At 62.3% G+C, this 25,737-nt stretch carries 16 protein-coding genes, 1 tRNA gene and 1 pseudogene; 12 read left to right on the top strand and 6 right to left on the bottom strand.

Features of this window, described 5'->3' with window-relative positions; all coding sequences use genetic code 11:
* Together GM668_RS30645 and GM668_RS27430 are read left to right on the top strand one after the other, a co-directional pair.
* A pseudogene (locus GM668_RS30645) lies at nt 1-495 on the top strand (hypothetical protein); the annotation flags it as partial.
* Between the two features lie 126 nt (nt 496-621).
* Nucleotides 622-1,710: a hypothetical protein gene (locus GM668_RS27430; RefSeq protein ID WP_155442150.1), complete on the top strand. Its 1,089-nt coding sequence runs from the start codon at nt 622-624 to the stop codon at nt 1,708-1,710.
* A gap of 64 nt (nt 1,711-1,774) precedes the next feature.
* Here GM668_RS27430 and GM668_RS27425 read toward each other — a convergent pair.
* Nucleotides 1,775-1,850: transfer RNA gene (locus GM668_RS27425), tRNA-Phe, on the bottom strand.
* Between the two features lie 145 nt (nt 1,851-1,995).
* Between GM668_RS27425 and GM668_RS27420 the strand changes: the two genes are divergently transcribed.
* The 4 genes from GM668_RS27420 to GM668_RS27405 all read left to right on the top strand — a co-directional run bounded on the left by GM668_RS27420 (nt 1,996) and on the right by GM668_RS27405 (nt 8,323).
* Entirely contained in the window at nt 1,996-2,805 is an 810-nt protein-coding gene (locus tag GM668_RS27420) for a substrate-binding periplasmic protein (RefSeq protein ID WP_170305871.1), read from the top strand.
* Nucleotides 2,806-2,949: 144 nt separating this feature from the next.
* Nucleotides 2,950-4,401: an aryl-sulfate sulfotransferase gene (locus GM668_RS27415; RefSeq protein WP_229499990.1), complete on the top strand. Its 1,452-nt coding sequence runs from the start codon at nt 2,950-2,952 to the stop codon at nt 4,399-4,401.
* Between the two features lie 94 nt (nt 4,402-4,495).
* On the top strand, nt 4,496-6,877 hold the full coding sequence (locus GM668_RS27410; protein ID WP_371868790.1) for a TonB-dependent receptor: 2,382 nt from the start codon (nt 4,496-4,498) through the stop codon (nt 6,875-6,877).
* A gap of 12 nt (nt 6,878-6,889) precedes the next feature.
* Entirely contained in the window at nt 6,890-8,323 is a 1,434-nt protein-coding gene (locus GM668_RS27405) for a sulfatase family protein (RefSeq protein ID WP_155442148.1), read from the top strand.
* A 3-nt stretch (nt 8,324-8,326) separates the two neighbouring features.
* Here GM668_RS27405 and GM668_RS27400 read toward each other — a convergent pair whose 3' ends face one another.
* Nucleotides 8,327-9,367 (bottom strand): hypothetical protein, encoded by a 1,041-nt coding sequence (locus GM668_RS27400; RefSeq protein WP_229499987.1) that lies wholly within the window; start codon nt 9,365-9,367, stop codon nt 8,327-8,329.
* Nucleotides 9,368-9,471: 104 nt separating this feature from the next.
* Here GM668_RS27400 and GM668_RS27395 point away from each other — a divergent pair, with 104 nt between their 5' ends.
* The 3 genes from GM668_RS27395 to GM668_RS27385 all read left to right on the top strand — a co-directional run bounded on the left by GM668_RS27395 (nt 9,472) and on the right by GM668_RS27385 (nt 12,890).
* Nucleotides 9,472-10,923 (top strand): cytochrome P450, encoded by a 1,452-nt coding sequence (locus tag GM668_RS27395; protein ID WP_155442147.1) that lies wholly within the window; start codon nt 9,472-9,474, stop codon nt 10,921-10,923.
* A 37-nt stretch (nt 10,924-10,960) separates the two neighbouring features.
* Nucleotides 10,961-11,920: a GlxA family transcriptional regulator gene (locus GM668_RS27390; RefSeq protein ID WP_443094199.1), complete on the top strand. Its 960-nt coding sequence runs from the start codon at nt 10,961-10,963 to the stop codon at nt 11,918-11,920.
* An 88-nt stretch (nt 11,921-12,008) separates the two neighbouring features.
* Entirely contained in the window at nt 12,009-12,890 is an 882-nt protein-coding gene (locus GM668_RS27385; RefSeq protein WP_211923462.1) for a CsgG/HfaB family protein, read from the top strand.
* An 18-nt stretch (nt 12,891-12,908) separates the two neighbouring features.
* Here GM668_RS27385 and GM668_RS27380 read toward each other — a convergent pair whose 3' ends face one another.
* Genes GM668_RS27380 through GM668_RS27370 form a run of 3 tightly spaced genes read right to left on the bottom strand, consistent with a single transcriptional unit; the run spans nt 12,909 to nt 15,041 of the window.
* Complete coding sequence (locus GM668_RS27380) at nt 12,909-14,171, bottom strand: sensor histidine kinase (RefSeq protein ID WP_170305870.1); 1,263 nt, start codon at nt 14,169-14,171, stop codon at nt 12,909-12,911.
* On the bottom strand, nt 14,164-14,385 hold the full coding sequence (locus GM668_RS27375; RefSeq protein WP_170305873.1) for a CheR family methyltransferase: 222 nt from the start codon (nt 14,383-14,385) through the stop codon (nt 14,164-14,166). The genes GM668_RS27380 and GM668_RS27375 overlap by 8 nt, the downstream gene beginning before the upstream one ends.
* Before the next feature lie 14 nt (nt 14,386-14,399).
* The gene (locus GM668_RS27370) at nt 14,400-15,041 is read right to left on the bottom strand and encodes a GIN domain-containing protein (RefSeq protein WP_155442144.1); all 642 of its coding nucleotides are present in this window, start codon (nt 15,039-15,041) and stop codon (nt 14,400-14,402) included.
* 262 nt (nt 15,042-15,303) lie between these two features.
* Between GM668_RS27370 and GM668_RS27365 the strand changes: the two genes are divergently transcribed.
* Nucleotides 15,304-16,866, top strand: coding sequence for a ShlB/FhaC/HecB family hemolysin secretion/activation protein (locus GM668_RS27365; RefSeq protein WP_155442143.1), 1,563 nt, complete (start codon nt 15,304-15,306; stop codon nt 16,864-16,866).
* Between the two features lie 22 nt (nt 16,867-16,888).
* On the top strand, nt 16,889-24,415 hold the full coding sequence (locus GM668_RS27360) for a caspase family protein (protein ID WP_155442142.1): 7,527 nt from the start codon (nt 16,889-16,891) through the stop codon (nt 24,413-24,415).
* Nucleotides 24,416-24,460: 45 nt separating this feature from the next.
* Here the strand turns inward: GM668_RS27360 and GM668_RS27355 are convergent, their stop codons facing one another.
* Complete coding sequence (locus GM668_RS27355; RefSeq protein ID WP_155442141.1) at nt 24,461-25,294, bottom strand: hypothetical protein; 834 nt, start codon at nt 25,292-25,294, stop codon at nt 24,461-24,463.
* Between GM668_RS27355 and GM668_RS27350 the strand changes: the two genes are divergently transcribed.
* Nucleotides 25,269-25,595, top strand: coding sequence for a hypothetical protein (locus tag GM668_RS27350; protein ID WP_155442140.1), 327 nt, complete (start codon nt 25,269-25,271; stop codon nt 25,593-25,595). The two genes, GM668_RS27355 and GM668_RS27350, sit on opposite strands and share 26 nt — an antisense overlap.
* Nucleotides 25,596-25,737 lie beyond the last annotated feature (142 nt).

Raw genomic sequence — 25,737 nt, 5'->3', positions numbered from 1 at the left:
GCGGATCTTGCCGGCGCCCGTGCGCCGCGCCGCGCGTGGTCGTGGGCGGAATGGGGCGGGATGGCGGCATCGCTGGCAATCGGGGTGCTGGCTGGCAGTGTGCTGCTGGGCGGTGGCCAATCCGGCGTGGCCAGCACCGGCGGCGCGCTGGTGGCGACAGGTGCGCTGGCGGACGCCTTGTCCAGTCAACTGGCAAGCAGCGCGCCCGGCAACGCGGCTGTGCGCATCGGCGTCACCTTCGCTGCGAAAGATGGCGCGCTGTGCCGCAGCTTCACCAGCGGGACTGCCGCTGGGCTGGCATGCCGCAAAGGGGAACAATGGACATTGCCGGTGGTGGCGGAAGTGGAACAGGGGCCGGCAGGCGAATACCGGCAAGCCGGCAACGCCATGCCGGCGGCAGTGCTGGATGCGATCGACGCCCGCATGGCCGGCCAGGCGCTGGATGCGGAAGGGGAGCGGGCCGCGCAGCGGGCAGGCTGGGCGCGCCGGAAATAACAAACGCCATCACGGGTGATGCAAAGCAGTCTGCGCGGAGCGCGGCACAGTGTGACAATCTGTGCAATTTGCCTGCAGATTGGGTGATATCCTGCCAGGGGTATTTATTAACCAATCAGGATTGAAATGGCCAACCGCCCTGTTGCTGCGCTTCCTCAACCGCATTCGATCAATCGTCCCGATTTCGCCTTGCCCGGGAGCCCGTTGCGCCAGAAACAGGAACAAGCCGATCGTGACCGCGAAGCGCAGGAAGCCGCGCAGCGCCACTACCGGGAGACAGGCTACCTGCCGAAAGAATACGAAATCCGGCGCGCCGCTGATCCCGAGTTTGACCGTGCGGAACGTGAGGCAGGCAAGTTGGAGTTCGCACAAGCGATGGAGCGGCTGGCTGCCTGGGAACGGGCCTGGCGCGACATATACCAATACAACCGGATTGTATACCACGCACTCTGGTCCAAGACCTGGAACGAGCGGGTGATTCGTGGTGGATTGCCTCCACTTAAGTTTATATACGAACTGCCAAAAGAAACCGCGAAGCAATCCGTTGCCGAATACGCCCGCAAGCATAGCGTCTCAGTGCAACGAGCGCGCGAACTTCTTCTTGCAGAGCGCAAGGCGGCGGTTGACCGCGACATCGCCGAATTGATTCGCGATATTGTCAATCCAGCAGTTTCCCCATCGGATACGGCTGCGCTGGTGGCGCAATTTCTAAGGAAATACGACGTCACCGACAGGAATATGATCAAGAAGCTGTCCGAATATGTTTCGGCAAAAGCGCTGTGGTTCGACCGGAATACGCCTGTTGCCCTTTCGCCTGGGCCTGCGGCGTTGAAACACGGCGAGGACAGCCCCGATTACGTTGGACACCGGATCGTTGGCGATAACTTCCGAAAGGAAGGTATCTCGATTGCGCGAGGTAAGGTTGTACTTAATCCGGGCCCCGAGCACGACAAGAAAAAAACTGAGACCATCAACTCCATCCGGAACGCCATAGCCGGCAAGTTCAGCAAATATTATGCAAGTAGACTCAAAGGCAGCCAGGACCACTTGGTCGTGACCGTTGACGTAACGGATGCACCTTGGCTATTGGAATTGGCGCAGCAAATTGTCCGGGAAGCCGTTCAGGAATTCAGGAAGATAGACCCTTTGGGCCTGGCTCAGCCGGTCGAAGTCTATTTTATTGTGGGGGGACGATCTTACCGGGTTTGGCACTAAGCCTTCTTGCCGCACAAACAAAAACGCCAACCTGCATGGGTTGGCGTTTTGCTTGGGATGTTCTTGGTGGCCCGGGGCGGAATCGAACCACCGACACAAGGATTTTCAGTCCTCTGCTCTACCAACTGAGCTACCAGGCCAAGAGACCGAGATTATAGCGGCATGATTCCGGTTTGCCTAGCCTTTTTTAATTTATTTGCTGGCATTTCTGCGGGTTTTCCAGTGTTTTGCCTAAATAATGGGCAACTCCCTTGTGGCGCGGCAGGGCGGGCTAGAATGATGCACATGCGCATTGTTTCTTCATTGCTGGCATCATTATTGATCCTGGCGCCGCTGGCGGCGGCCCACGCCGGCTGTTCGCGCACGATCCGCGTACCGGCCGCACCGACCGGGGCCAGCGTGATCATTTCAGACGAAGACGTATCCGGCGCGATTCCCGATGCATTGCGTGAACTGGGTGCGCGCATGGGGTGCACGTTCGAATTTCCCGTGATGCCGCGTGCCCGGCTGACGTACCAGTTCATGCAGTCGCGCGAGGCGGATGTGCTGGTACCCGCGTCGCGCACGCCGGAGCGCGACAGGGACGCCATGTTCATTCCTATGATGAAGTGGAAGGTCGAACTGATCACGGTACGCCAGCGCGCCATCCGCGCAGACAGCGTGGGTGAATTATTGGCGCAAAAAAAGTTGATGGGCGTGGCAGTGCGCAGCTATGCATTTGGCAATGAATATAATGCGCTGCTGCGCGAACTGGAAGCGCAGCAGCGCATCCACTATGTCAATGACCTGGTGACGGCGGGCCGCTTGCTGCGCGCGGGACGGGCCGACTTCACCATCAATGTGCCGCCACTGTTCCTGTCCGCGCTGCAGGGCGCCGCTGATATGGACGGTATCGGCGCGGATCTGGCATTCCAGCCATTGGCAGGGATGCCGATGACGGAAAGCGGCGCATATATATCGCGCCGTTCGCTGCCGCCGGCTGACCAGCGCACATTGCGGACGCTGTTTGCCGCATTGGGCAAAGGCGTGCTGTGGCGCCACTTTAATAAGTACTATTCGCCGGAGCAGCTGGCTTACGCCATCGTGCCGCGCTAGCCGGCAGCCTGCCATCCTTCCATCGCATTTGTACTTTTCAAATGCGGCCGCTGTAAATATCCGTATGCGAATTAATTCGTGGCTTGCAACATGGAGTGCTGCGTAAGATGCACTGACTGTTTGATAACCACCAAGGAGCTACCGATGTTTGCATTGCCCGCAGCAGTTTCCCCTGAAGGTAAAGGCCGTCCGCGCCGCGCACGGCAATTCGCCATGATGTGCGCCGCGATGGCTTGCGCCTTTGCTGCGGCCACGGCAAGCGCGGCGCCCAGCGTTTATCCCACCGGCGTCACGCGCTATGAACCGGCGCGCGCCTGGAATGGCTATACGGTGTTCAGCGGCCAGGATGGCAAAACACACCTGATCGACATGAATGGCAATGAAGTGCACCAGTGGCAGCACGTCGGCTTCCCGCCTGTCTTGCTGGACCCCGTGCTGGCCGGCGGCAAGCGCGGCAACATCTTGCTACAGCTGGCCAACGCGCCAGGCGCCGCTTCCGGCAATGGCCTGGGCAACAAGGCTATCGGTGAACTGGATTGGAGCGGCAAGGTTGTATGGCAGTGGGGCGAAGGTGCGCAGGATGCTTATGCGTCGGCCACCGTGCAAAGTACAGGGTCGCCGCAGGGCGGCGTGAAGCAGCACCATGACTGGCGCCGTCTGCCGAACGGCAATACGCTGGTGCTGGCGAACCAGGTGCACGCGGTGGCGGGCTTCAAGGCTGCGCAAGTGCTGGACGACGTGATCTATGAAGTCACGCCGAAAGGCGATGTGGTGTGGAAGTGGGTGGCGTCCGAGCACGTCGAAGAATTCGGCTTTTCGCCGGAAGCGCTGAAACTGGTGCGCGCGGCGCAGCCCCGCAATGGCGCCACGGCAGTCGATTACCTGCACGTCAATAACATGTCGGTAGTGGGCCCGAACAAATGGTATGACCAGGGCGATACGCGCTTCCATCCGGATAACGTGCTGATTAATTCACGTGAAGCGAACTTCATTATCATCATTGACAAGAAGACAGGCAAAGTCGTGTGGAACCTGGGGCCGGATTATCCCGCGATTGGCCCCACCAGCGTGCCGCGGCCCGTGGACCAGATCATCGGCTTGCACGATGCGCACGTGATACCGCCAGGTCTGCCGGGTGCGGGCAACCTGCTCGTGTTTGACAACCAGGGCGAAGCGGGCTACCCGAAAGTCAGCCCCGGCATGTTCCCTCACTCGCGGGTGCTGGAAATCGATCCCGTCACGAAGCAAATCGTGTGGCAATACACGGCCGCCAACTCCGGCCAGACGCTGTGGAGCTTCTACAGTGCGTTCATCAGCAGCGCACGCCGCCTGCCCAACGGGAATACGCTGGTGGATGAAGGCATGAATGGCCGCTTCTTCCAGGTCACGCCGCAGGGCGACATCGTGTGGGAATACGTCAGCCCGTACTTCGGCAACTCCGCCGTGGGCGGCGCGGGAAAAACCGTGAAAACCAACTGGGTCTACCGCGCGCAACCCGTGCCGTATGACTGGGCGCCGGCCGGGACGCCCCGTTCGGAAAAACCCGTGGCCGCGCAGAACGCGGACAGCGGTGTGAAAGTCGCCGGCCAGCACTGATTTTCCAGACTACCTAATCAAGCAAAGCGCGCCTTGTGGATAGCAGGGCAGGGCGCAGCTTTGCCAAAAATATTCAAGAGCAAAGGGATAAATCGTGGTATCGCATCAAGTAAAACAAGGCGCGCGGGCATTGCAGCCCAGCGCCATCGCGCTGGCAGTGCTGGCGCTGATTCAACCCGTGCAATCGCATGCGGCGGCAGCCATTGCCACCGCCGTGGCCGCAGCGGCCGGAGGTTTGTCTGACGATACGTCGGCAATCACGGCCGCTGATACAACCGTGGGCGGTTCCGCAGCCGTTGGCGCAGCCGGCGCCGTGCAAACCATCCTCGTGACGACGCGCCGCCGCGTGGAGAGTTCGCAAAACGTGCCGACGCCTATGAGCGTGCTGGGCGAAGATGTACTGGATGGCAGCCGTACTTACCGCGTGCAGGATTTGCCGCAACTGCTGCCCAGCACCACCGTCAATTATGTGCATGCGCGCCAAATGAGTTTTGCCGTACGGGGCCTCGGTAATAACCCGGCCAGCGATGGCCTGGAAGGCAGCGTCGGCGTCTATCTGGATAACGTGTATCTGGCCCGTCCCGGCATGGCAGCGTTCGACGCGCTCGATATTGCCCAGCTGGAATTGCTGCGCGGTCCGCAAGGCACGCTGTTCGGCAAGAACACCACGGCCGGCGTGCTCAATATCGCGACGAAAAAGCCGGCCTTCAATACGGAGCGCAGCGCCGACCTGTCATACGGCCAATATGGCCACAAGCAGGGGCGCCTGGTATTAAATGGCGCCATCAGCGATGGCGTGGCAGGACGCCTGACGGCTTATGCATCGCGTGACGATGGCTATATCACGAACCGCTACGATGGCAGCAAGGTGCAGGGCGGCGACCGGCATGGCGTGCGCGCCCAGGCGCTGGTGGAACAGGGCCGCGATTTCAACTTGCGCGTGATTGCGGATTACCACGAAGAAGATTCCAACAATGGCACGCTGGTGTTTTACAGTGCAGGCCCCAGCGGCAAAGTGCTGACGCAGGCCAAACTGGTGGGCGCGTCGCCCGTGCTGGATGCGCGCGACCGCGCCGTCAACCTCGATACGGGATCGCACGTGGCAGTCAGCCAGGGCGGCGCATCGGCCGAAGCGAACTGGACTTTTGCCGGCGATGCCAAACTCACGTCGGTGACGGCTTACCGCTTCTGGAACTTCACGCCGAAAAATGATGATGGCTTGAACGTGCCGGTGACGCTGAATGCCGGCGCCTCCGCGCGCCACAAGCAATTCACGCAAGAATTGCGCTGGGCTACGCCGTCCGGCCAGCCGCTGGAATCCGTGTTTGGCGCGTATTACTACCGCCAGAAATTGTCGAACAATTCCTTCAACGTCAATGGTCCACTGAACGACTTGTATAACGGCACGCCGGCCGGCGCGTGGTCCAACGTCACCAGCACGGCGCCCGCATCGCTCGATGTCGACAGCTATGCGCTGTTTGCCCAATCGACGTGGCACGCGACGGCGCAATTCGATATCACGGCCGGCGCCCGCGTCACGTATGAAGACAAGGGCGCCCGCATCACCCGCAATGCGCCGGTTGGCCCGGCCGTCACGGGCGCCGCGCTGGCATCCCGTAATGCCCGCTATGGCGCATTTGATTCAGGCGACGTGCAGTTGTCGCAAAACAGTCCGACTGCTTTGCTGAACGCAGGCTATAAGGTCAACAATGACGTGCTGCTGTATTCCAGCCTGTCGCACGGCGAGAAATCCGGCGGCATCAATTTGTCCGTGCCGGGGGCAGGCGGCGTTGCATCGCTGCTGGTGGGAACGGAGCGCGCCAACGCGTTTGAAGCGGGCGTCAAGTCGCAATGGTTTGAGAACAACCTGCAATTGAATGGCAATGTGTATGCCACCATCGTGCACGGTTACCAGAGCAATGCCTATGATCAGGTCAGCCGCACGTCGTACCTGACCAATGCGGGCGATGTGCGTACCCGCGGCGTGGAACTGGAACTGGTGGCGACGCCCACGCGCGGCCTGACGCTGCGCTCGAACGTGTCATTCAATGACGCCAGCTACCTGAAATACACGAATGCGCCATGCCCGCCTGAGCGCAGCGCCACGTTCTGCGACCTGTCCGGGCGCAATGCGCTGGTCAATGCGCCGCGCTGGATCGCCAATGCCAGCGCGCAGTACGCGCACCGCGCCGGTGAAGGCTTGCAGGCGTACGTGAACGCCAACTATGCATACCGCGCCGATACTTATGGCACGCTGGATGCATCGGAATATTCGAAGATCCCGGCGTACAGCGTCAGCAACTTTTCCGTAGGTTTGCGCAGCACGCGGGGCGCCGCATGGGATGTGTCGCTGTGGGTGAAAAACGCATTTGACAAGCACTATTACACCAGCATGTGGAACAGTAACTTCGGTTCCTACAACGCGGTGATCGGCACGCCGCGCACTGTCGGCGTCACCGGCCGCTACGAATTTTAAGAGGATCGCACCATGAGCAACGTGAATCAAAAACGCCGCACCGTCATCAACGGTTTGTCTGCCCTGGGCCTGGCGTCCGCCGTGGCGCCGGCCGCACTGGCAAAGGCTGCCCATAACCCGCCCAATATCCTTTTCATCCTGGCCGATGACCTGGGCTGCGGCGACCTCAGTGTGTATGGACAGACGGATTTCAAAACGCCCAACCTCGACAAGCTGGCCGCGCAAGGCTTGCGCCTCACGCAGGCATACTCGAATTCCGCTGTGTGCTCGGCGACGCGCTTCGGCCTGATCACGGGCCGCTACCAGTACCGCTTGCGGGGCGGGCTGGAAGAACCGATCGCCGGCGCATCCGACACCATCGGCCTGCCGCCCGAGCACCCGACGCTGCCATCGCTGTTGAAGAAAGCGGGCTACCGGACGGCGCTGATCGGCAAGTGGCATTTGGGATCGCTGCCGAAATTCGGCCCCCTTAAAAGCGGCTACGATTCCTTCTATGGCAATTATGGTGGTGCGATCGACTACTTCACGCACAAGCCGGGCGTGGGGCCAGATGTGAAAGAAGACTTGTATGAAGGGGAAGTGCCGGTCAGTGAAGCAGGGTATTACACGGACTTGCTGGGCCAGCGCGCGTCAAGCTTCGTCAAACAGCAAAGCGCGGCGCAGCCATTTTTCCTGTCGCTGCATTACACGGCGCCGCACTGGCCATGGGAAGGCCCGGGAGATGAAGCGGTTTCCCGCTCGCTGACGGCAGCCGGCGGCGGTATCTTCCACTATGACGGCGGCGACCTGGCCACGTACGGCAAGATGGTGGTGGCGCTCGATGCTTCGATAGGCCGTGTGCTGAAAACCCTGGAAAAAAAGGGCTTGGCGGAAAATACGATCGTCGTGTTCTCCAGCGATAACGGCGGCGAACGCTTTTCGAAAACGTGGCCATTCTCCGGGCAAAAGACGGAATTGCTGGAAGGGGGCATCCGCGTGCCGGGTATCGTGCGCTGGCCGGCGCGCATCAAGGCGGGGCAGGTCAACAGCCAGGTGGCCATCAGCATGGACTGGCTGCCGACGTTGCTGGCGGCAGCGGGCACGGCGCCGGATCCCGCTTACCAGCCGGATGGCGCGAATTTGCTGCCCGTGCTGTTGGGCGAACAGGCGCCGGTGGAGCGCACGCTGTTCTGGCGCTACAAGGCCAATGAACAGCGCGCCGTGCGGGCGGGGAACTGGAAGTATCTGAAATTGAATGGCAACGAGTTCTTGTTTGACGTTGCCGTGGACCAGCGCGAGCGGGCGAATTTGGCGAACCGCTATCCGGATAAATTGGCGGAATTGAAGCAGCAGTGGGAAAGGTGGAACGCGGATATGCTGCCGATCACGCCGGAAGTGCGCACTCATGGCGTGAGCGGCAAGGTGCAGGCGGATAAATACAGTCCGCAGGCGAACGGCGGCGTTTAATCATCACGGTTCGCGCCGCCGCGCCTTGACTGTTTTGCCTTCGGCATCAAACAGCAGCACCAGTTCCGCCATCTGCGGCGTCCCGTCGGGATGGTCGGGCATACGCCGTGCAGGCGGGTACTGGTATTGCCACACTTCATAGCCACTGTCGAACGTGATGGCTTTCAGCGGCGCCCCCAGCCGGGCCAGCACGGCGTTGCGGTCGGGCGGCGCTTCGGGTGGCGCGGCGGGCGCTTCATCCATATAGTCAAATTCCAGCAGCGTCTCATCGGGCCAGCTGCGGTCCCACACGGGCGCGTAATAGCTGCGGTCCAGCAATACCTGGCAATCGCAGTACGGCAAGGTGGCCGGTGTCTGCGTGCCGCCTGCGTACAGCGCCCGGAACGGCAGCACAGCCACGCGGTCCCCGGCGCGCAGCGTCACGCCAAACAGCGGCCGCTCCGTGAATTGCAGGTAGTTGCCGTCGGCGGACGTGCACACCTGGTCCGGCCCGGCCAGCAAGTCGGATAGCCACGCGAACATCCGCGCATTGTTGGAGATCAGCCCCGCCTCCATTCCCACCAGGCATTCCAGCCGCAAATCGCCGAGGCGCCGCATGCCTTCCGGCACCCCGCTGCTGATGACTTGCGCGCGCCACGTCATGCTGCTGGTCTTGCGGTTGGCCACCAGCGCCGCATCTTCACGCCATGCCTGTTCATTGCGCTCCAGCGTAAAACTGTGGTCGGGCGCGATCTCGACTGGCAAGGTGATATGGTCGCCCATGACTTTCAATGCCACGCCATCGAGGCTGACGGTGGGCAGCCGTGGCAGCAGGCGGAAACGCAACGTGGACTGTGGCGCCAGCGCCCGGTCGCGGGCGTAGCGGTCCATGCCCCGCACCATTTTGCGGTACGACTTGTCGACCGGATCGCGCGTATTTGGCACCGTGATGGATGGAACCGGCGTTGCCGGTGGCTGTGCCGCGCTGGCGCAGCACAGCAGCAACGCGGCCGCCAACGTGATCCGGGCCGCGCGTGCCAGCGTGGGGTGCAGTTTGCGTTCCATGCAACGATGTTACGCCCCGCGGCGATTTTGGCTCGCACAGCATGCACGAATTGCCCAACACGAGTTATTATGCGGAAATAAATATTTGATAATAATTTTTTGATATGGACAGCACGCCAACGGCCTTGCCGCTGCCGACAATTTCTTCTCCACTGCGCACCATCGAGTCGCTGCCCGGGCCGCGCCCCTGGCCGCTGGTCGGCAACGTGCTGCAAATCCGCCCGTTGCGGCTGCACCAGGACGTGGAAGCGTGGTGCCGCAAATACGGCGACTTTTTCCAGATGTACATGGGGCCGGAACAGACGCTGGTCGTGGCCGACCACGAAGCCGTCGCCCAGGTATTGAAACAGCGGCCCGATACGTTCCGCCGCCCGGCGCTGTCCGAGCGCATCATGCGGGAAATGGGCGGCGTACCTGGATTGTTCGACGCGGAAGGGCAAGACTGGCGCAACCAGCGCCGCATGGTCATGCACGCGTTTTCGCCGCAAGGCATCAAGGCGTATTTCCCATCGCTGGTGAAAGTCGCTCAGCGCTTGCAGCGGCGCTGGGACGCGGCGGCCGCGGACAGCCGCACCATCGTGCTGTCCGATGATTTGAAACGCTACACGGTCGATATCATTGCGGGACTGGCATTCGGTACGGACGTCGACACCATCAATGGCGGCGAAGAAGTCATCCAGCGCCACCTGGACGTGATTTTGCCCGCCATTGCGCGGCGCACGCTGTCGTTTGTCGCTTACTGGCGCGTGTTTAAATTGCCGCAAGACCGCCGCCTCGAACATTCGGTGGCGACCGTCAAGCAATCGATCCAGGACTTGATTGCGAAGGCGCGTACGTGCATGGCGCAAGACCCGGACCGCTCCGCGCATCCCGCCAATTTGCTGGAAGCCATGCTGGCCGCCGCGTCGCAGCCCGGCAGCGGCGTGGACGATACCGCCGTGGTGGGCAATGTCATGACCATGCTGCTGGCCGGTGAAGATACGACGGCCAATTCCATTGCATGGCTGCTGTACCAGCTGCAGCGCCATCCGGAAGCGCTGGCCCGCGCCTGCGAGGAAGTGCGGCAGCACGCGCCGGATCCGGCGGCGTTTACGATGGAGCAGATGGACAAGCTGGAATACTTGAATGCGTGCGTGCAGGAATCCATGCGCATCAAGCCGGTGGCGCCATTTTTGCCGGTGGAAGCCATGCACGATACGTCGGTGGCAGGCATCCGCGTACCGGCCCGTACCCTCGTGTGGTGCGTGCTGCGCCACCACAGCATGGCGGACAGCCATGTCGGGCATGCCGCGCAATTCGATCCGCAGCGCTGGCTGGACCAAGGTCCGAACGCCATTGACCGCAAAGTCGCGATGCCGTTTGGCGCAGGCCCCCGCATTTGCCCGGGGCGCTATCTGGCGCTGCTGGAAATGAAAGTAGCGATGGCGATGCTGCTGGGCCGCTACGATATCGAAGCAGTGGAGACGCCTGACGGCAAGGAAGCGGAAGAGCTGATGGCGTTTGTCATGTCGCCGATCGGCCTGTCGATGCGTTTGCGCAGGCATATGGCAAACTGACGGCGTCGCCACTCGCCTGTGTTTGCCCATGAAACCGCTGTGCATCGCCATCCTCGCCTATGACCATATGAACTTGCTGGACCTCAGCGGTCCATTGCAGGCGCTGTGCACGGCTAACCGCAGCAGCGGCCGTGCGCTATATGACACGGTGGTGGTGTCGGCATCCGGTGGGCTGATCACCACCAGCGCAGGCTTGCCCGTGATGACGCAGCCGCTGTCTGCGCTCGATGGCGTGGCAGTCGACACCGTCATAGCGGCAGGCGGCTGCGCGGGCGATGAATTCTATGCGCCGCCCCAATTGGCGGCCTGGGTGGCGCGCCGTGCGCCGGACGTGCGGCGCGTGTGTTCCGTTTGCACAGGCGCCTTCGTGCTGGCGGCGGCAGGGCAGCTCGATGGCCGCGTGGCGGCCACGCACTGGGCCTGGACCGGCAAGCTGCAACAGTTGCACCCGCGCGTGCAAGTCGATGCGGAACGCATTTTTGTGCGCGACGGCAACGTATGGACGTCGGCCGGCGTCAGCGCCGGCATCGACCTGGCGCTGGCCTTGATTGAAGAAGATTATGGCCACCGCGTCGCCATTACGGCGGCGCGCCAGATGGTCGTGTATATGAAGCGATCCGGCGGCCAGTCGCAATTTTCCGCGCCGCTGGCTGCGCAGGAAAAATCCGGCGGCCGCTTTGCCGAGCTGCATGCGTGGATGGCCGCGCATTTGCATGAAGAATTGACGGTGGAGCGGCTGGCTGCGCAGGCCGGCATGGCGCCCCGCACATTTGCCCGCAGCTATGGTGCGCAAATGGGTGTCACGCCTGGCAAGATGGTGGAAACCATGCGGCTGGAAGCGGCCCGGCGCGCCCTGGAAGAAACCAGCCTGCCCCTGAAAAGCATTGCCGCCCGCAATGGCTATGTGGATGAACAGAATTTGCGGCGCGCCTTCCAGCGCCACCTGGGCATCAGTCCGGGCCAATACCGCAGCCGCTTTTCCCCGCACGGGGCCTGATTCCTACCCCGCGCACGATTGAATGTCAAAAAAACATTTTCATTAAAACAATGTGAAATAATTGCCATTATTTCCCATTGATAATTTTATGAACATGACCAATCGTACGCATTTACTCGCCATTGCTGCCGCCACTGCCATCCTGTCCGGTTGCGCCGGCACCACGCCAACCCTGGGCGGCGCCAGCACGGTCGCTACCGGTTCCGCCGGCGGCGAGACTGCCGCCAACGCCAATTCGCAGCTGGAAAAGTGCGACCGCTCGCTGGGTACCTTGACCGTGCATGAAGATGCCTCCGCGCCGTGGTACCAGCACCTGTCGCAATACAAGCTGGGTTCCACTGTCCCCGTGCTGCGCCTGATGATCCAGCAATCGAATTGCTTCGTCGTCATCGAGCGCGGCGCCGCCATGAACAATATGCGCGAAGAGCGCGCGCTGGCGGAAAGCGGTGAAATGCGCGCCAACAGCAACTTCGGCAAAGGGCAGATGGTGGCGGCAGACTACACGATGACGCCATCGATCACGTTCAGCCAAAAGGGCACGCAAGGCATTTCCGGCGCGCTGGGCGGGTTTGGCCTGATTGGCAGCGTGGCCGGCATGGTGGCGGGCGGCATGAAAGCCAATGAAGCGTCAACCACATTGCTGATGGTGGATAACCGTTCCGGCGTGCAGCTGGCGGCAGCGGAGGGCAGCGCGAAAAACTATGACTTCAACATGTTCGGCGGCCTGTTCTCGGGCGGCTTTGCGGGCGCCAGCGGCTATTCGAAAACGCCGGAAGGCAAAATCCTCGTGGCGTCGTTCATGGATTCGTACAACCAGCTGGTGAAAGCCGTGCGCAATTACAAGGCGCAGGAGGTGCAGGGCGGGCTGGGGACGGGCGGCGCGCTGGGCGTACAGGGGGGCACGACGCCCGCATCGCTCAATGCAGCGGCAGCGCCGCAAGCGCCAGCCAGCGCGAAAAAGAAGAAGTAAGTTACCGGGTTTGCTGCACTAAGCGTGCACCAGTGGCGCCGCGGCGGCCATCGCCGGCGCCACTTTCGGCAGCTGCACGACGAACAGGCTGCCGCAGCCGGCGTTATTGCGCACTTCGATGCTGCCGCCCAGCAGTCCCGTCACTAGGTTGTAGCAGATATTCATGCCCAGGCCGCTGCTTCCTTTGCCGAGGCGCGTCGTGAAGAATGGATCGAATACTTGCTGGCGCACGTCGTCGCTCATGCCGCAGCCATCGTCGCTGTGCATCAGGCGCACGTATTCGCCCTCTGTTTCTGCACGTATCAGGATTTCGCCATGGCTGCGGCCTGCAAAGCCATGCACGACGGAGTTGTTGATCAAATTGGAAATGATCTGGTCAATGGGGCCGGGATAGCTTTCCATGCCGATCCCTTCCGGAATATCCATCGTGATCCGGTATGGCGTCTTGCGCAAGCCGGCGTACATCAGCGCCACGATGCTGTCGATATTTTGCTTCAAGTCGAAGCGGCGGCGCTGTGAGCTGGTGTGGTCCACCGCCACCTGCTTGAAACTGTCGACCAGGTCGGCCGTGCGGCCCAGGCCCCGCAGCATTAATTGCGTCGCCGTACGGGAAACGGCCAGGTAATCCTGCAATTGCGACCGTTTGACGCCGCTGCCATCGGCCAGCGCCCGTTCAAATTCCACGATCTTGTCGTCCAGCGTGGACGCCACCGTCATGCAATTGCCGATCGGCGTATTCAATTCATGCGCGACGGCAGCGACAATGGCGCCCAGCGCCGCCAGCTTTTCCGACTGCACCAGCTTGTCCTGCGCCATGTGCAGCCGTTCCAGCGCCTGGCGCAATTCCACGTTCGACGCTTCCAGGCCGCTGGTACAGCGCTCCAGCGTCAATTCACGTTCGTGCAAGTGCTGGTATTGACGCACCCGGTTCAGCAGCAGGTTGTCTTCTATCGGTTTGACCAGGTAATCAGCGGCGCCCATCGCATAGCCATGCGCGGCAAATTCGTCGGCTCTGTACCCGGCCGTGATGAAGACGACAGGGATCGTGCGGGTGCGCTCCGTCATTTGCAAACGGCGCGCCGTTTCAAAGCCATCCATGCCGGGCATATGCATGTCCAGCAAGATCAAATGAATCGATGTTTCCACGGTTTTCAGCAAGGCCGCTTCGCCTGAACCAGCTTCCACCACGGTACATGCAGGCAGGCGCGACAGCAACGCGCGCAAGGTGGCGCGGTTGCCTGGATTGTCGTCCGCAATAAGGACGTTGAACGTGTCAGCCATGCGATCTCCCATGCCGGCAAATGTGGCTGCCGGCCCGATAAGGGTCAGAACCCTGCTCTTGTGCGATCAAATTCAAGCCGTCCTGCGGTCCCGGCACGAGGAAACCATCAACGTGCGGCAAGCGCGCAAAACGCTGCAAGACTTGCCGCTGCAAGTCCGCATCGAAATAAATCAGCACATTCCTGTATAGGATAAGCTGAAACTCACTGGAAATGCCATCCGCAGCAGTTAATCGCCTGCGTTGACGCTGCCGATGCCATTGACCGTCTTGTTCACGGTGCGCGGCTTGCCATAGTAATTTAAGCTGCCCATGCCATTGACGACGGCATTCAACGTATCCTTGGCCGTGACTTTGACGCTGCCCAGGCCATTGAAGTTCACGTCGGCGCGTTCGGCCTCCAGTCCCTTGGTATTGACTTCGCCCACACCCTCGGCGCGCATGCGCAGCAGCGCCACTTTGCCGCTGGCCGTGAAGCTGCCCGCGCCCTGGTAGCTGACGTCGAGCCGCTCGCCATTGATGTTTTTCAAGATGGTTTCACCGGCGCCTTCGCCAATGAATTTCACCAGTGTCGGCATGGTGATCGTGATGCGCGGTTCGCCCTTCAATGTCAGCGGGCCTTTGTCTTTCAGATAGATTTTCAATTCGCCGTTGACCACTTCCGTGGCCACGCGCGATACAAACTCGGCATTGCCAGAGACGGTCAGCGTTTGCGCTTTGCCTCCTTCCACCGTGATGCTGAGCGGGCCGCGGCTGTCGATGGCCGTGAATGGCTGCACGGCGCGCACCTGCTTTTCGTCGGCGCGGGCCGGGGCGGAAAGGGCGGCGGCGGCCGTGGCGGAGGCGGCGGCGAGAATCAGGAAACGGCGCATGGCGAAAGTCCTTATGTAATTTGATGTCACGATTGTAGGGGAGGACGTGGAGAGAATTGTCAAATTTGCGATGAATTGCAGTAACGTTGGGTTGAGCTGCAGCAAGCTTGCGGTGTGACGGGATTGATGTATGTCTACAACAAACGTCCCCGGCCGGGTGGTGTTTCCATCCGGTCGGACCGCGAAACACCTATATCGTATTTACATGATATTTCCCCAATGCTAGCTTGTGAGCAACTTGGGATAGCTTGGGAGAAGCTTGATGACGATGTCCCGCATGGCCGGTTTACTTCCGGTAGTTTTCGCTTGCCAGACTGCGCTGGCACAATCCCCCGCATTTGATATTGCTACTTTCAACATAGAAGGCGCGACCCTGGTCGATGCCGCCCGCCTGCAGGCGGTGGCGGCGCCTTTTGCCGGCGCCGGAAAAGGCATGGACGGGGTCAACGCCGCTTCGGCGGCCATTCGGGAAGCCTACGCGCAAGCGGGGTATCCGATCGTGCAAGTCTATGCACCGGCCCAGGAGCTGGTGGGCGGCGCCGTGAAGTTGCGCGTTGTGGAAGGCAAGGTGGCCAAAGTCGCCGTGGCCGGACAGAAGGCGTATTCGGAACAGAATGTACGGGCCAGCTTGCCGCCGTTGCGGGAAGGGACGTACCCGAATACCAATGCAGTGGCGGCGGCCGTGCTGCTGGCCAACGATAACCCGGCGCGGCAAGTGTCGGTGAATTTCTCGCCCGGCGCGGCGCCGGGGGAGGTCGATGCGCGCATCGACGTGGCCGAAGACAAGGTCAGCAAAACCAGCGTTGCCTTGGACAATGCCGGTTCGCGCGCCACCGGCCGGGGCAGGGTGGCGCTGGGCTACCAGCATGCCAACATGTTTGACCGCGACCACGTGCTGAACCTGCAGGCGATGGCCGGTCTCGAACATCCAGGTAAAGGTTCCAGCCTGACGGCGGCCTACCGCATACCGTTTTACCAGCAGCGGCTGTCGCTTGACGTGATAGCAGCGTACTCGGACAGCAAGAGCGACACCACGTCGATTGCCGGACCGCTGTTCTTCAGCGGCAAAGGCGTGTATGCGGGCCTGCGGCTGAACCAGGCGCTGCCCAGCCGTGGCGATTACCGGCAAAAGCTCGTGTATGGCGTCGATTACAAGGACTTCAATAACAGTTGCCGCATCGGGTCCATCGCACTGGACCGCTGCGGTACCATTACCAGCGTGCCGGTCAGCGTCACGTATCTGGGCCAGGCAGTCGGCGCCCGCTTCCAGGCCGGCGCCAGCCTTGGCTATTACCGCAATATCCCTGGCGGCAGCCATGGCGGCGCAACGGAGTATGGTGCGCGTCCGCGCAGCTGGCAGGCGTTGCGCGGCAGCGCATTCGTTGGCATGTCGGCCGGCGACTGGCAGTGGCGCGCCACCATCAATGGCCAGGCCAGCAGCGATGCACTGATCCCCAGCGAACAATTTGGCATCGGCGGCGCCGCGTCCGTGCGCGGCTACGATGAGCGCACGGCGGCCGGCGACAAGGGCGTCACGGGCAGCCTGGAGCTGTACACGCCGGAACTGGCAGGCGGCCAGCCTGGACGGCACACCTTGCGCGCGCTGGCCTTTTATGACGCGGGCTACGTGCACAACACGGACGGCACGCCGCCGGCGGCGAAGCACTTGAGCAGCATTGGCACGGGCGTGCGCTATGGCTTTGGCAAAGATGTGGCGCTGCGCTGCGATGTCGGCTTTGCGCAGACTGCCGTGACGGCGGGCACGCCGTCGGCGCGCGACCGCCATGACGCCTTTGCGCACGTGAACTTCACTTATTCGTTCTGATTTGTATTTCGGGGGACCTCCCATGCCACGCCTTGCCTGCCTGACTGCCCAGATCCGCGCTGCCTACCTGGCCGCTTCGGGCGCCACGCTGTTATCTGTCTTGCTGTTGCCTTTGTCGGCGGACGCTGCACCTGTCGATCCAGTGGTGCGCGCCGGGACCGCCACGTTTGCCATCAATGGCAACGTGTACACCGTCACCAATGCGCCCAACACCATCATCGACTGGCGCCAGTTCAATACCGCCAATGGCGAATTGCTGCGCTTTATCCAGCAAAACCCGCAATCGGTCGTGCTGAACCGGGTGACGGGCAATGACCCCAGCCAGCTGTTCGGCTTGCTGCAATCAAACGGGAAAGTCGTGCTGGTGAACCCGAACGGTATCCTGTTCGGGCCCAATGCACAGGTCGATGTGGCGGGATTGATTGCGTCGACATTGAACTTGTCCGACGCGGACTTCCTTGCGGGCCGCATGGCGTTCAATGGCGGTGGCGGCTTGCTGAACAACCAGGGACGCATCACGACGCCGCTGGGCGGCAGCGTGTTCCTGCTGGGCGGCGACGTTACCAACAGCGGCGTGATCACGGCGCCGGGCGGCCGCATCTTGCTGGCGGCGGGGCAGTCCATCAGCCTGGCCGATGCCGGCACGCCGGGATTGTCCGTGACATTGAAGGCCAATGGCAACAAGGCGCTGAACCTGGGTGAAGTCAATGCGCAGGGCGGCAGCATCGATATGTATGGCGCGCTGGTGGACCACCAGGGCATTGCGCGCGCCGACAGCGCGGCAGTCGATGCACGCGGCAATATCGTATTGAAGGCGACAGACGCCGCCACGGTGACCGGCGCCATCAGCGCCGCCGGCACGGCAGGGCAGGGCGGCTCGGTACAGGTATTGGGCGATAGTGTGGCGTTGGGCGGCAGCGCGCGCATCGATGCGTCTGGTGCGCAGGGCGGCGGCACGGTGCTGGTGGGCGGCGACTTTAAAGGGGCCAATCCTGCAGTCGCCAATGCGCGCACCGCCACTGTGGCTGCGGGCGCGCAGATCGACGCCAGCGCGACGGGCAACGGCGATGGCGGTAAAGTCGTCGTGTGGTCCAACGATAAAACAGATTTCGCGGGCAGTATTTTTGCGCGCGGCGGCGCGCAGGGCGGCAATGGCGGGCAGGTGGAAACGTCGGGCAAGGTGCTGTCGTTTGACAAGGGCTATGTCAATACGCTGGCGCCGAAAGGCTTGACGGGTAACTGGCTGCTGGATCCGGCCGTATTCTGCTTTTACGCAAGCAGTTCCAGCGAGTGCACGGGCGCGGCTGCGGCGGGCGCCACCAGCTTTAACCAGCTGGGTAATATCCTCGTGTCGACGGGCGGCACCTTGCAGGCGACGGATTTCATCACGTTCCTGCCGAGCGGCGGCAATGCCGCTGTCGCCCCGACGATACCGTCCGGCGTCACGATGACAGTAAAGGCGCCGTATATCGAAGTCGGCAACGGCAGCACGATCAATACGCGGGCCGTGGGCCTGGTGCTGGATGCGTCCAGTGCCTACGGGACGACTACGCTAGCGGATACCAGCGGCGCCAACTTGACCGGCACCATCGCCATCGGCGGCGACTTGACGTCGAATGCAAGCCAGACCCTGCTCAGTACCGGCAACATTTTGCTGGCCAACCGCGGTGGCGCCTTTGCTGCGCTGCGCATGACATCGGCCACCGGGACCCAGTCGCTCTCTACCACCGGCCAATTGCTGCTGGCCGGCGGCAGCAGCAGTTCACGCCAGGCGGCCTTGTTCTCGGACGGGGCGCAAACCATCAATGCCGGCCAATTGACCTTGCGTGCCGGCAACGCCGCCGGTACATCGGGCGGCCAGGTGGAAATCAATGCGAAGGGCAGCCAAACCATTACTGCAACGGATGTCACGCTGCAGGCGGGCGAGGCAGGATGGGCCATCATCAGCAATAACGCGACGGGCGCGAAGCAGACCATTAAAGCGGACTCGATTACCGTGAGCGGCGGCGCAGCGGGAACCGACAGCCGCGCCGTCATCATCAACAGCGGCGACAATTCAGTACAGGACATTACCGCCACTTCCGCCCTGAATATCAATGGCGGCGCCGGCGGCGTGCGTAATTTCGGCATTATCAAGAGCCAGGGCGGCGCTACCGATTCCGCGACCACGCAGACCATCACGGCAGGCGCCATCAAGATCACCGGTGGTGGTGGTGGTGGCGGCAACTACGCGACCATTGATTCGACCGGGGCGCAAAGTGTGACCGCGAAGTCGATCGCGCTGACGGGCGGCGACAGCGGTACGGCCACCACGGGTTCCGCCCCGTATGCGAGCATCGACAGTAATGCCGGCGGCCAGACTATCAATGTGGCTGGAAACCTGGCCCTGACCGCAGGGGCCGGCACTCTGGGCAGCGAAGCGTACATTTACAGCGCGTCCAACCAGACCATCAACCTCACGGCGGGCTCGCTTGTGCTGCAAGCCGGTGCTGCAGGCAAGGGGAATGCCGCGTATATCGGCATGGATGGCGCCAACGTCACTCAGCGCATCACGGCGCCGTCCATTACCATGCTGAGCGGCGGCGGCACGGACAACTTTACGGCTTTCCACACGAATGGCACGGGCATCACGCAAACCGTCACGGCGAATAACCTGTCCATGACCGGCGGTGGGGGGAATACCAGCGGCAATTGGTCTCACTTGTGGCTCAATGACACGAGCGGCGCGAATGTGAGCAAACAAACCATCAATGCCGGCACGATTACTTTGACGGGCGGGGCCGGCGGTACCGACCAGAATGCCATGATAGGCGGCAATGGCGAACAGCGCGTCAATGCCGACTCCATTGCGCTCACGGGCGGCGCCGGTGTGAATGCCGGCGGCACGATCGGCACCGACGGCAACCAGGTCATCGTCGTGAAGAATGCGCTGACGATGAAGGCGGGTTCCAATAACGGCGCGGAAGCGCGCATCGGCGGCAGCGGCACGTCCAGTGTGACGGCGGATTCGATTTCACTGCAAGGCGGTTCGGCGGGATCGGGTACCAGCGCTTCCATCAACGCGTCCAAAGATGTGACGGTCACCGTCAATGGCGCGCTGAACCTGACAGGCGGCGCCGGCACCAATAACGGCGCCAACGTATCGTCATCGGCCAGTCTCACCATCAATGCCGGGTCGATTGCCATGGCGGGCGGCGCGACGGGCAGCGGCAACAGCGCCAATTTGAACAGCGGCGCCGCCATGAACGTCACAGTAGCGAATGCGTTTAACCTCACAGCCGGCGCAGGCGGCACCGGCAACAGTGCGACCATTGGCAGCGCCGGCAACGAGACCATTGCGGCGGCAACCATTGCCATTACCGGTGGTTCGGGCGGCACATCCAACCACGCTAACGTTTCCATGACCGGCGGTACCGACACGGTGCAGAAAGTCACGGCCGGCACCATCACCATGCAGGGTGGCCAGGGCGGCAGCGACAATATTGCGGGCCTGCATGCCAATGGCACGCGGGTGACGCAAGACATCAATGCCACCACCGGCCTGACAGTGGCTGCCGGCAATGGCACGGGCAACTGGGCGCACGTTGCCGCAGGCTATCAGGACTTGACGCCCTCCACGCAGCGTATTACTACAGGCGCCCTCAAGCTGGCCGGCAGCAGCGACACTGCTGCCAATTCCGCTACCAATGCGCTGATCCTGAACTATGGCGCGCAGGCCATCAAAGGCGGTTCGATGACGCTGGCGGCCGGCCAGACTGCCGCCTATGTGCAGAATGGGAATACTAGCGGCGGCACCGGCGCGCAAAGCGTGGAATTGACTGGCGCGCTGCAAGTCACGGGCGGGGCGGGGAACAATGCATTTGCCGGTCTGATCACCAATCGCAGCCAGACCATTGCCGCGGACAGCATCACGCTGGTCGGCGGCGGGACGGGAACCAACACCAGTGCCTACATCAGCGGCGGCAACACCGCAGACCAGGCCATCAGCGCCAACCGCATCGCGCTGACGGGCGGCGGCGGTTTGCGCAGCTCGGCCGGGATTTATAAAGGCGCGGGCGGCGGCACGCAGTCCATCACCATCAAAGGCGGCGGCTCCCTGACTCTGCAGGGCGGGACCGGCGATACGCTGCCGGCAACCGGACAACAGTCCGACTACTGCAACGGCTGCAAACTCAGTTCCAACAGCGCCATGATCTACAGTCAAGGCAGCAGCCAGGTGGTGGACTTCGTGTCCGGCGGTACGCTGACGCTGACCGGGGGCACGCGCGGCAGCGACAATACCGCGCTGTTGATCGGCAATATGGACAATGGCGCCACGCAAACCATCACCAGTTCCGGCGGCGCCGCCAATTACCCTGTCATCTCGATGACGGGCGGCAGCGGCGGCTATTACAACGCCGCCGATGGCGCCAACGCCGGCAACGTGGCGGCGATCGGGGCCTTTGACGCCAGTACGTCGGCACAGGCCGCCAACGGGTTAAAGACCATCAATGCGAAATCCATTACCCTCAACGGCGGTGGCGGCGCCAGCGAGCGGGGCGGCGCGCTGCTGGCGACGGGCAATGGCAACAGCATCGTCAACGTGACCAGCGACCTGGTCATGAATGGCGGCACCAGCAACAAAGCCTTCGTGGCGCCCACCGATCCTGCCAAGGCATACTGGCCCGACTTCGGTTCGATGGCCGGGATTACCGCACGGGGCAATGTCGACTTGAAAGTCGGCGGCAACCTGGTCATCCATGGCGGCAGCGGGATCAGTTCCCCTGCCGGGATTGCGTTGACTAACGGCGGCAAGCTTACCGCCAACATTGCCGGCGCCACCCGCATCGATGCGGGGGCATCGCAAGCGGGCATCACCACCGGTGTGACGGGCGCCGATGCGCTGCCGGCAGCCGGATCGGCCGGCGTCACCATTGGCACGGCAGACAGCGTCACCACGTCGACCTTTGCTTCGTCCAGCAAGAGCTTTACGCTGGAAGGAACCATCAATGTCACCGGTTCCACCCAGGATGCACAGCTGGTCGGCAGCTACAGCGGCGGCACCATCAATGGCCCCGGCTGGCGCGCGCTCGGAGCAAAGCCGCTGGTTGCGGAAATCTATGCCAGCGATGCAGTTGAGGTGGGCGACAACGCAGGCATCAATACGCCGAATGGCAGCTGGATTGCCGTCCTCGGCCCCAAAGCCGCGGCCCAGGTGGGATCCAGTGAAAACACGCTGACTTACAGCGCGCTGGCGTCGCACGGCTACCAATGGACGACGGCAGCTTACGACAGCAGCAATGCGCAAAACTTCCGCTTCATTTTGCCGGATAACTCGCCGATCGTGGAAACCCATGCGGATGAAGTCATCGCGCAGACGGCCTGCACGTCCAACCCGGCACTGTGCGTGACACCGCCCGTTGCCGCCGCCACGCCGACCAGTGCGGTCGCTCCAGTGGTGATTGACGTGAAGCTGACTGGCGGGGTCGATGAAACGCCGCTGTCCGCATCGCTGGCGCAAGCGAAGACGGAAACACCGGCGGCGCAGGCGGCGCCTGCCGCTGCGCCCAAGGTACAGGGTCCGCGTGTCGCCGCGCGTGAGAAGGAAGAGGCCAAGGCTGCCGAAGACAGGAAATCGACGGCAGACTTGAAACGCGAAGCCAAAGAAGCCACCGCCGTCGTCAAAGCCAGCCAGGAAGCCGCCCGCAAGGCTGCGCTGGCTGCGCAAAAGGAAGCGGCGGAAGCCAAGCGCCTTGCCGCCGCTGCGGCGAAGACGGAAGCGCAGGCGACGCGCGCCACCGCGGCAGTCGGTGCGGCGGAAGGCGATTTGCGCGCCGCAGAAGCGGACGCCCGCGAAGCCCGCGCCGCGCTGAGCGCCGCTACCACCCCTGCGTTGAAAACCCAGGCGCAATTGCGCCTGGCGACAGCCGAAGCGGCCCGCGCCGGTGCGGAAGCGAAACTCGCCGACGCCCGCGCCAAACGCGCCGAATTGGGCGCGCAGGGCAGCGAAGCAGGCGCGCGCCGTACGCAGGCGGAATCGGCTGTGTATGACGCTGGCGCCAAGGAAGCCGCGGCGGAAGCCAAGCTTGCCAGCGCCGCCCACACGGAAGCGCTGCTGCGCGCCCGTGAAGCGAAAGATCCCGCTGCCCGTGCGGTGGCCCAGCGGCTGGCCGACGACAAACGCATTGAAGCCACGCAGCGCACGGCGGAAAGCGACGTCCGCAAATCCATCGCCGATGATTTGCACTTCGCTTCAGAACAAAGCAAGGCGCAAGCCGATGCCCGCCAGGCGCAAGCCCAGGCGGCACTGGCCATGGCAGCGGCGCGCCGCGATGAAATGCGCGTGCAGCGCGCCCTGGCCCGTGCCCGCCAGGAAGAAGCGCTGGGTGGCAAAGGCGCAGCGGGGCGGTCGGCGCAAGGCGGCAAGGACGCGGCGGAAAAACTGGTGGCAGCGGAAACTAAGCGGGCCGAAACCAGCCAGGCTGCTGCGAACGCCAAGGCGCAGGCAGCGGAGGCCAAGCAGCGCAAGGCCGACGAAGGTATGGCAGAGGTGGCGCGCCGCGACGCGGCACGCCGCGACCGCGCCGTGAAAGCGTTCGTCGCGGGCGCCAATGCGTCGATGACGGCCAGCCAGCTGGCGCAACTGGCAGCGCTGCGCCATGAATACAAAGGCTTGCTGTTCAAGGATGCGTTGAAAGTGCTGGAACAAAATGGCCGCGCGGCCGACTTGCCGGCCTGCGGCGGCACTGTCAGCAACACGTGCATGCCGAGCTTTGCGCAGGCGCGCATGGAATGGCCGACGTCGCGGCCGCTGGTGCGCAAACCGGTTGCCGCCTACCTGCCGCAAATCGAACGCAAGGTGGCGATTGTCATCGGCATCAACGAGTACGCCGACAAACGCATTCCGCAGCTCGATACGGCGGTGCCCGATGCCGATGCGGTAGCGCGCCAGCTGGAAACGTCGATGGGTTACGAAACGCGGGTGCTGCGCAACGCCACCAAGGCCGATATCGTGGCGGCGCTGCAGGGTGTGGCGCGCGAGCTCGATCCCAACGACAGCCTGGTCGTGTATTACGCGGGCCATGGCTACCTGCGTCCGGTGGCGAAAGGCCAGTCGCAAGGCTACTGGATTCCATCGGATGGCACAGTCAGCAGCCCGGCCAACTGGATGTCGAATGCGGACGTGTCGAAACTGCTGGCCAATATCCCGGCCAAGCAAGTGATGCTGGTATCGGACAGCTGCTATTCGGGCACCTTCAGCCGCGAACAAAAAGTGGCGGCCAGTGGCGATGCGTCATCCATTTTGGCGAAGCGCTCGGTAACGGTGATGTCGTCCGGCGGCGAAGAACCGGTGTCGGACGAAGGCGTCGAAGGGCATTCGATCTTTGCCTGGAGCCTGATGCAAAGCATTAAGAAGGTAGGCCAGGTGGAGCCGGGTGTCCGCGTGTTTGACGCCACCCGCGAGCAGGTGACGGCAGCGTATCCCCAAGTGCCGCAGTATGGCGCGGCTGTATCGGCGGGTCATACGGCAGGCGGGGATTACCTGTTCGAGACGCGTAGCTACAAATGACGCGGGAGGGCGCCGTCCGCATCGGACGGCGCCTGAGGTATTACGTTACTTCAAGTTGATGGTGATGGCGCCCGGCGCGCAAGTCGCCGAATACTGGTACGTCAAATTCACGCCGCCTGCCAGTCCGGATTGTCCTGCCAGCGCCTGCGAAATCGACGCGTTGCCGGCGCCGCAGGAACCGGCTGCGATGCCGGTGATGCAGTAGTTGAAGTTGACGGGCACGGTCAACCCGTTGGCCGAGACGGAGCCCTGTACGGCGATACCGCAGCTGCCGGTGCCGCCGCCAATACCAGTGCCGCTGATGTTGAAGGCCGAGCCGTCCAGGCTGAACGAAATGTTGGGGAACATCGCCACGTAGGCATTGTTATACGCGCTGACGAACTTGGCCCACTGGTCGCTGTTGAATGCGGCTGCCGTCACGCTGGCCAGCGTGGCGCTGTTGGCTTGCAGGTATTTCGACAAGCCGGCCAGTGCGCGGCCATAATCGTTGATGTTGGCGCCGGTGACGGTCGGCATGGTCGACGTCAGGCTGCCATTCAACTTGAACAGCTTGGCCACATTGGCCGCCTGCGTATTGAACGCGGCGGCAGTGATGGCCGTGCCGGCGCTGGAAAACGCGTTCGCATACGCCATGGTGGTCAGCGGCGTCACCATGGCGGTGGAATTGCCGGGGGCGACTGCAATCACGGCGCGCAGCGGTGTCGACAGTTGGGCCGGCTGGTTGGTCGCCTCATCCGTGTACGTGCCGCCGCTGGCTTCCACCACGACGTCGCCCGTGAACGTGATGTTGACTGAATAAGCGCCGTTGGCATCCGTGGTGCCGGTGCCCAGTGTCGCGCCGGTGGCGGCATTCTTGATGGTGACCGTGGCGTTTGCCACATTCCCTTTGACGACAGAACCTGCAACCACCGAGGCGGCCGAGGTGGTGGTTGTCGTCGTCGTCGTCGTGGATGGCGTGGTGGTAGTAGGGGTGGAGGGATTGTCAGAACTGCCGCAGGACGCGAGTAGCACGACAACGGAAATGGTGGAAATACGGGATATCTTTCTCGAAAGCATCGCTATCCTCCCTGTATTGGTCGCTATTTTTGTGCGGACAGATTTATTGCATCCGTTCATTTGTTGTAGCACCCGTATTACCGCTGTTCAAGACAAACAATCTTTTTCTCTGTTTGCGTTGTGAAACCACCAACGTTAGGCTGGGTGTGGCGCTAATACCACTTGCTTTGTTAATAAAAATCTGCCGTACGTAACAAAATTGCACGAAAGTGTTGTTTTTTATTCACCCATCAGCTTAAAGCATGGATGTATAGACGGATTGCATA

The organism is Pseudoduganella ginsengisoli (genome assembly GCF_009720865.1).
In the GTDB taxonomy this organism is placed as follows: domain Bacteria; phylum Pseudomonadota; class Gammaproteobacteria; order Burkholderiales; family Burkholderiaceae_D; genus Rugamonas; species Rugamonas ginsengisoli.
Note: the sequence above shows the minus strand (reverse complement) of the source record. Positions and strands in the feature narration are given on the sequence as shown.

Excerpts from the sequence above, each read along its gene's own strand:
- GM668_RS27430 (WP_155442150.1), top strand. The coding sequence starts at position 622 with ATGGCCAACCGCCCTGTTGCTGCGCTTCCTCAACCGCATTCGATCAAT.
- GM668_RS27420 (WP_170305871.1), top strand. The coding sequence starts at position 1,996 with ATGCGCATTGTTTCTTCATTGCTGGCATCATTATTGATCCTGGCGCCG.
- GM668_RS27380 (WP_170305870.1), bottom strand. The coding sequence starts at position 14,171 with ATGGCTGACACGTTCAACGTCCTTATTGCGGACGACAATCCAGGCAAC.
- GM668_RS27370 (WP_155442144.1), bottom strand. The coding sequence starts at position 15,041 with ATGCGCCGTTTCCTGATTCTCGCCGCCGCCTCCGCCACGGCCGCCGCC.
- GM668_RS27365 (WP_155442143.1), top strand. The coding sequence starts at position 15,304 with ATGACGATGTCCCGCATGGCCGGTTTACTTCCGGTAGTTTTCGCTTGC.
- GM668_RS27405 (WP_155442148.1), top strand. The coding sequence starts at position 6,890 with ATGAGCAACGTGAATCAAAAACGCCGCACCGTCATCAACGGTTTGTCT.
- GM668_RS27385 (WP_211923462.1), top strand. The coding sequence starts at position 12,009 with ATGAACATGACCAATCGTACGCATTTACTCGCCATTGCTGCCGCCACT.
- GM668_RS27415 (WP_229499990.1), top strand. The coding sequence starts at position 2,950 with ATGTTTGCATTGCCCGCAGCAGTTTCCCCTGAAGGTAAAGGCCGTCCG.
- GM668_RS27400 (WP_229499987.1), bottom strand. The coding sequence starts at position 9,367 with ATGGAACGCAAACTGCACCCCACGCTGGCACGCGCGGCCCGGATCACG.
- GM668_RS27395 (WP_155442147.1), top strand. The coding sequence starts at position 9,472 with ATGGACAGCACGCCAACGGCCTTGCCGCTGCCGACAATTTCTTCTCCA.
- GM668_RS27360 (WP_155442142.1), top strand. The coding sequence starts at position 16,889 with ATGCCACGCCTTGCCTGCCTGACTGCCCAGATCCGCGCTGCCTACCTG.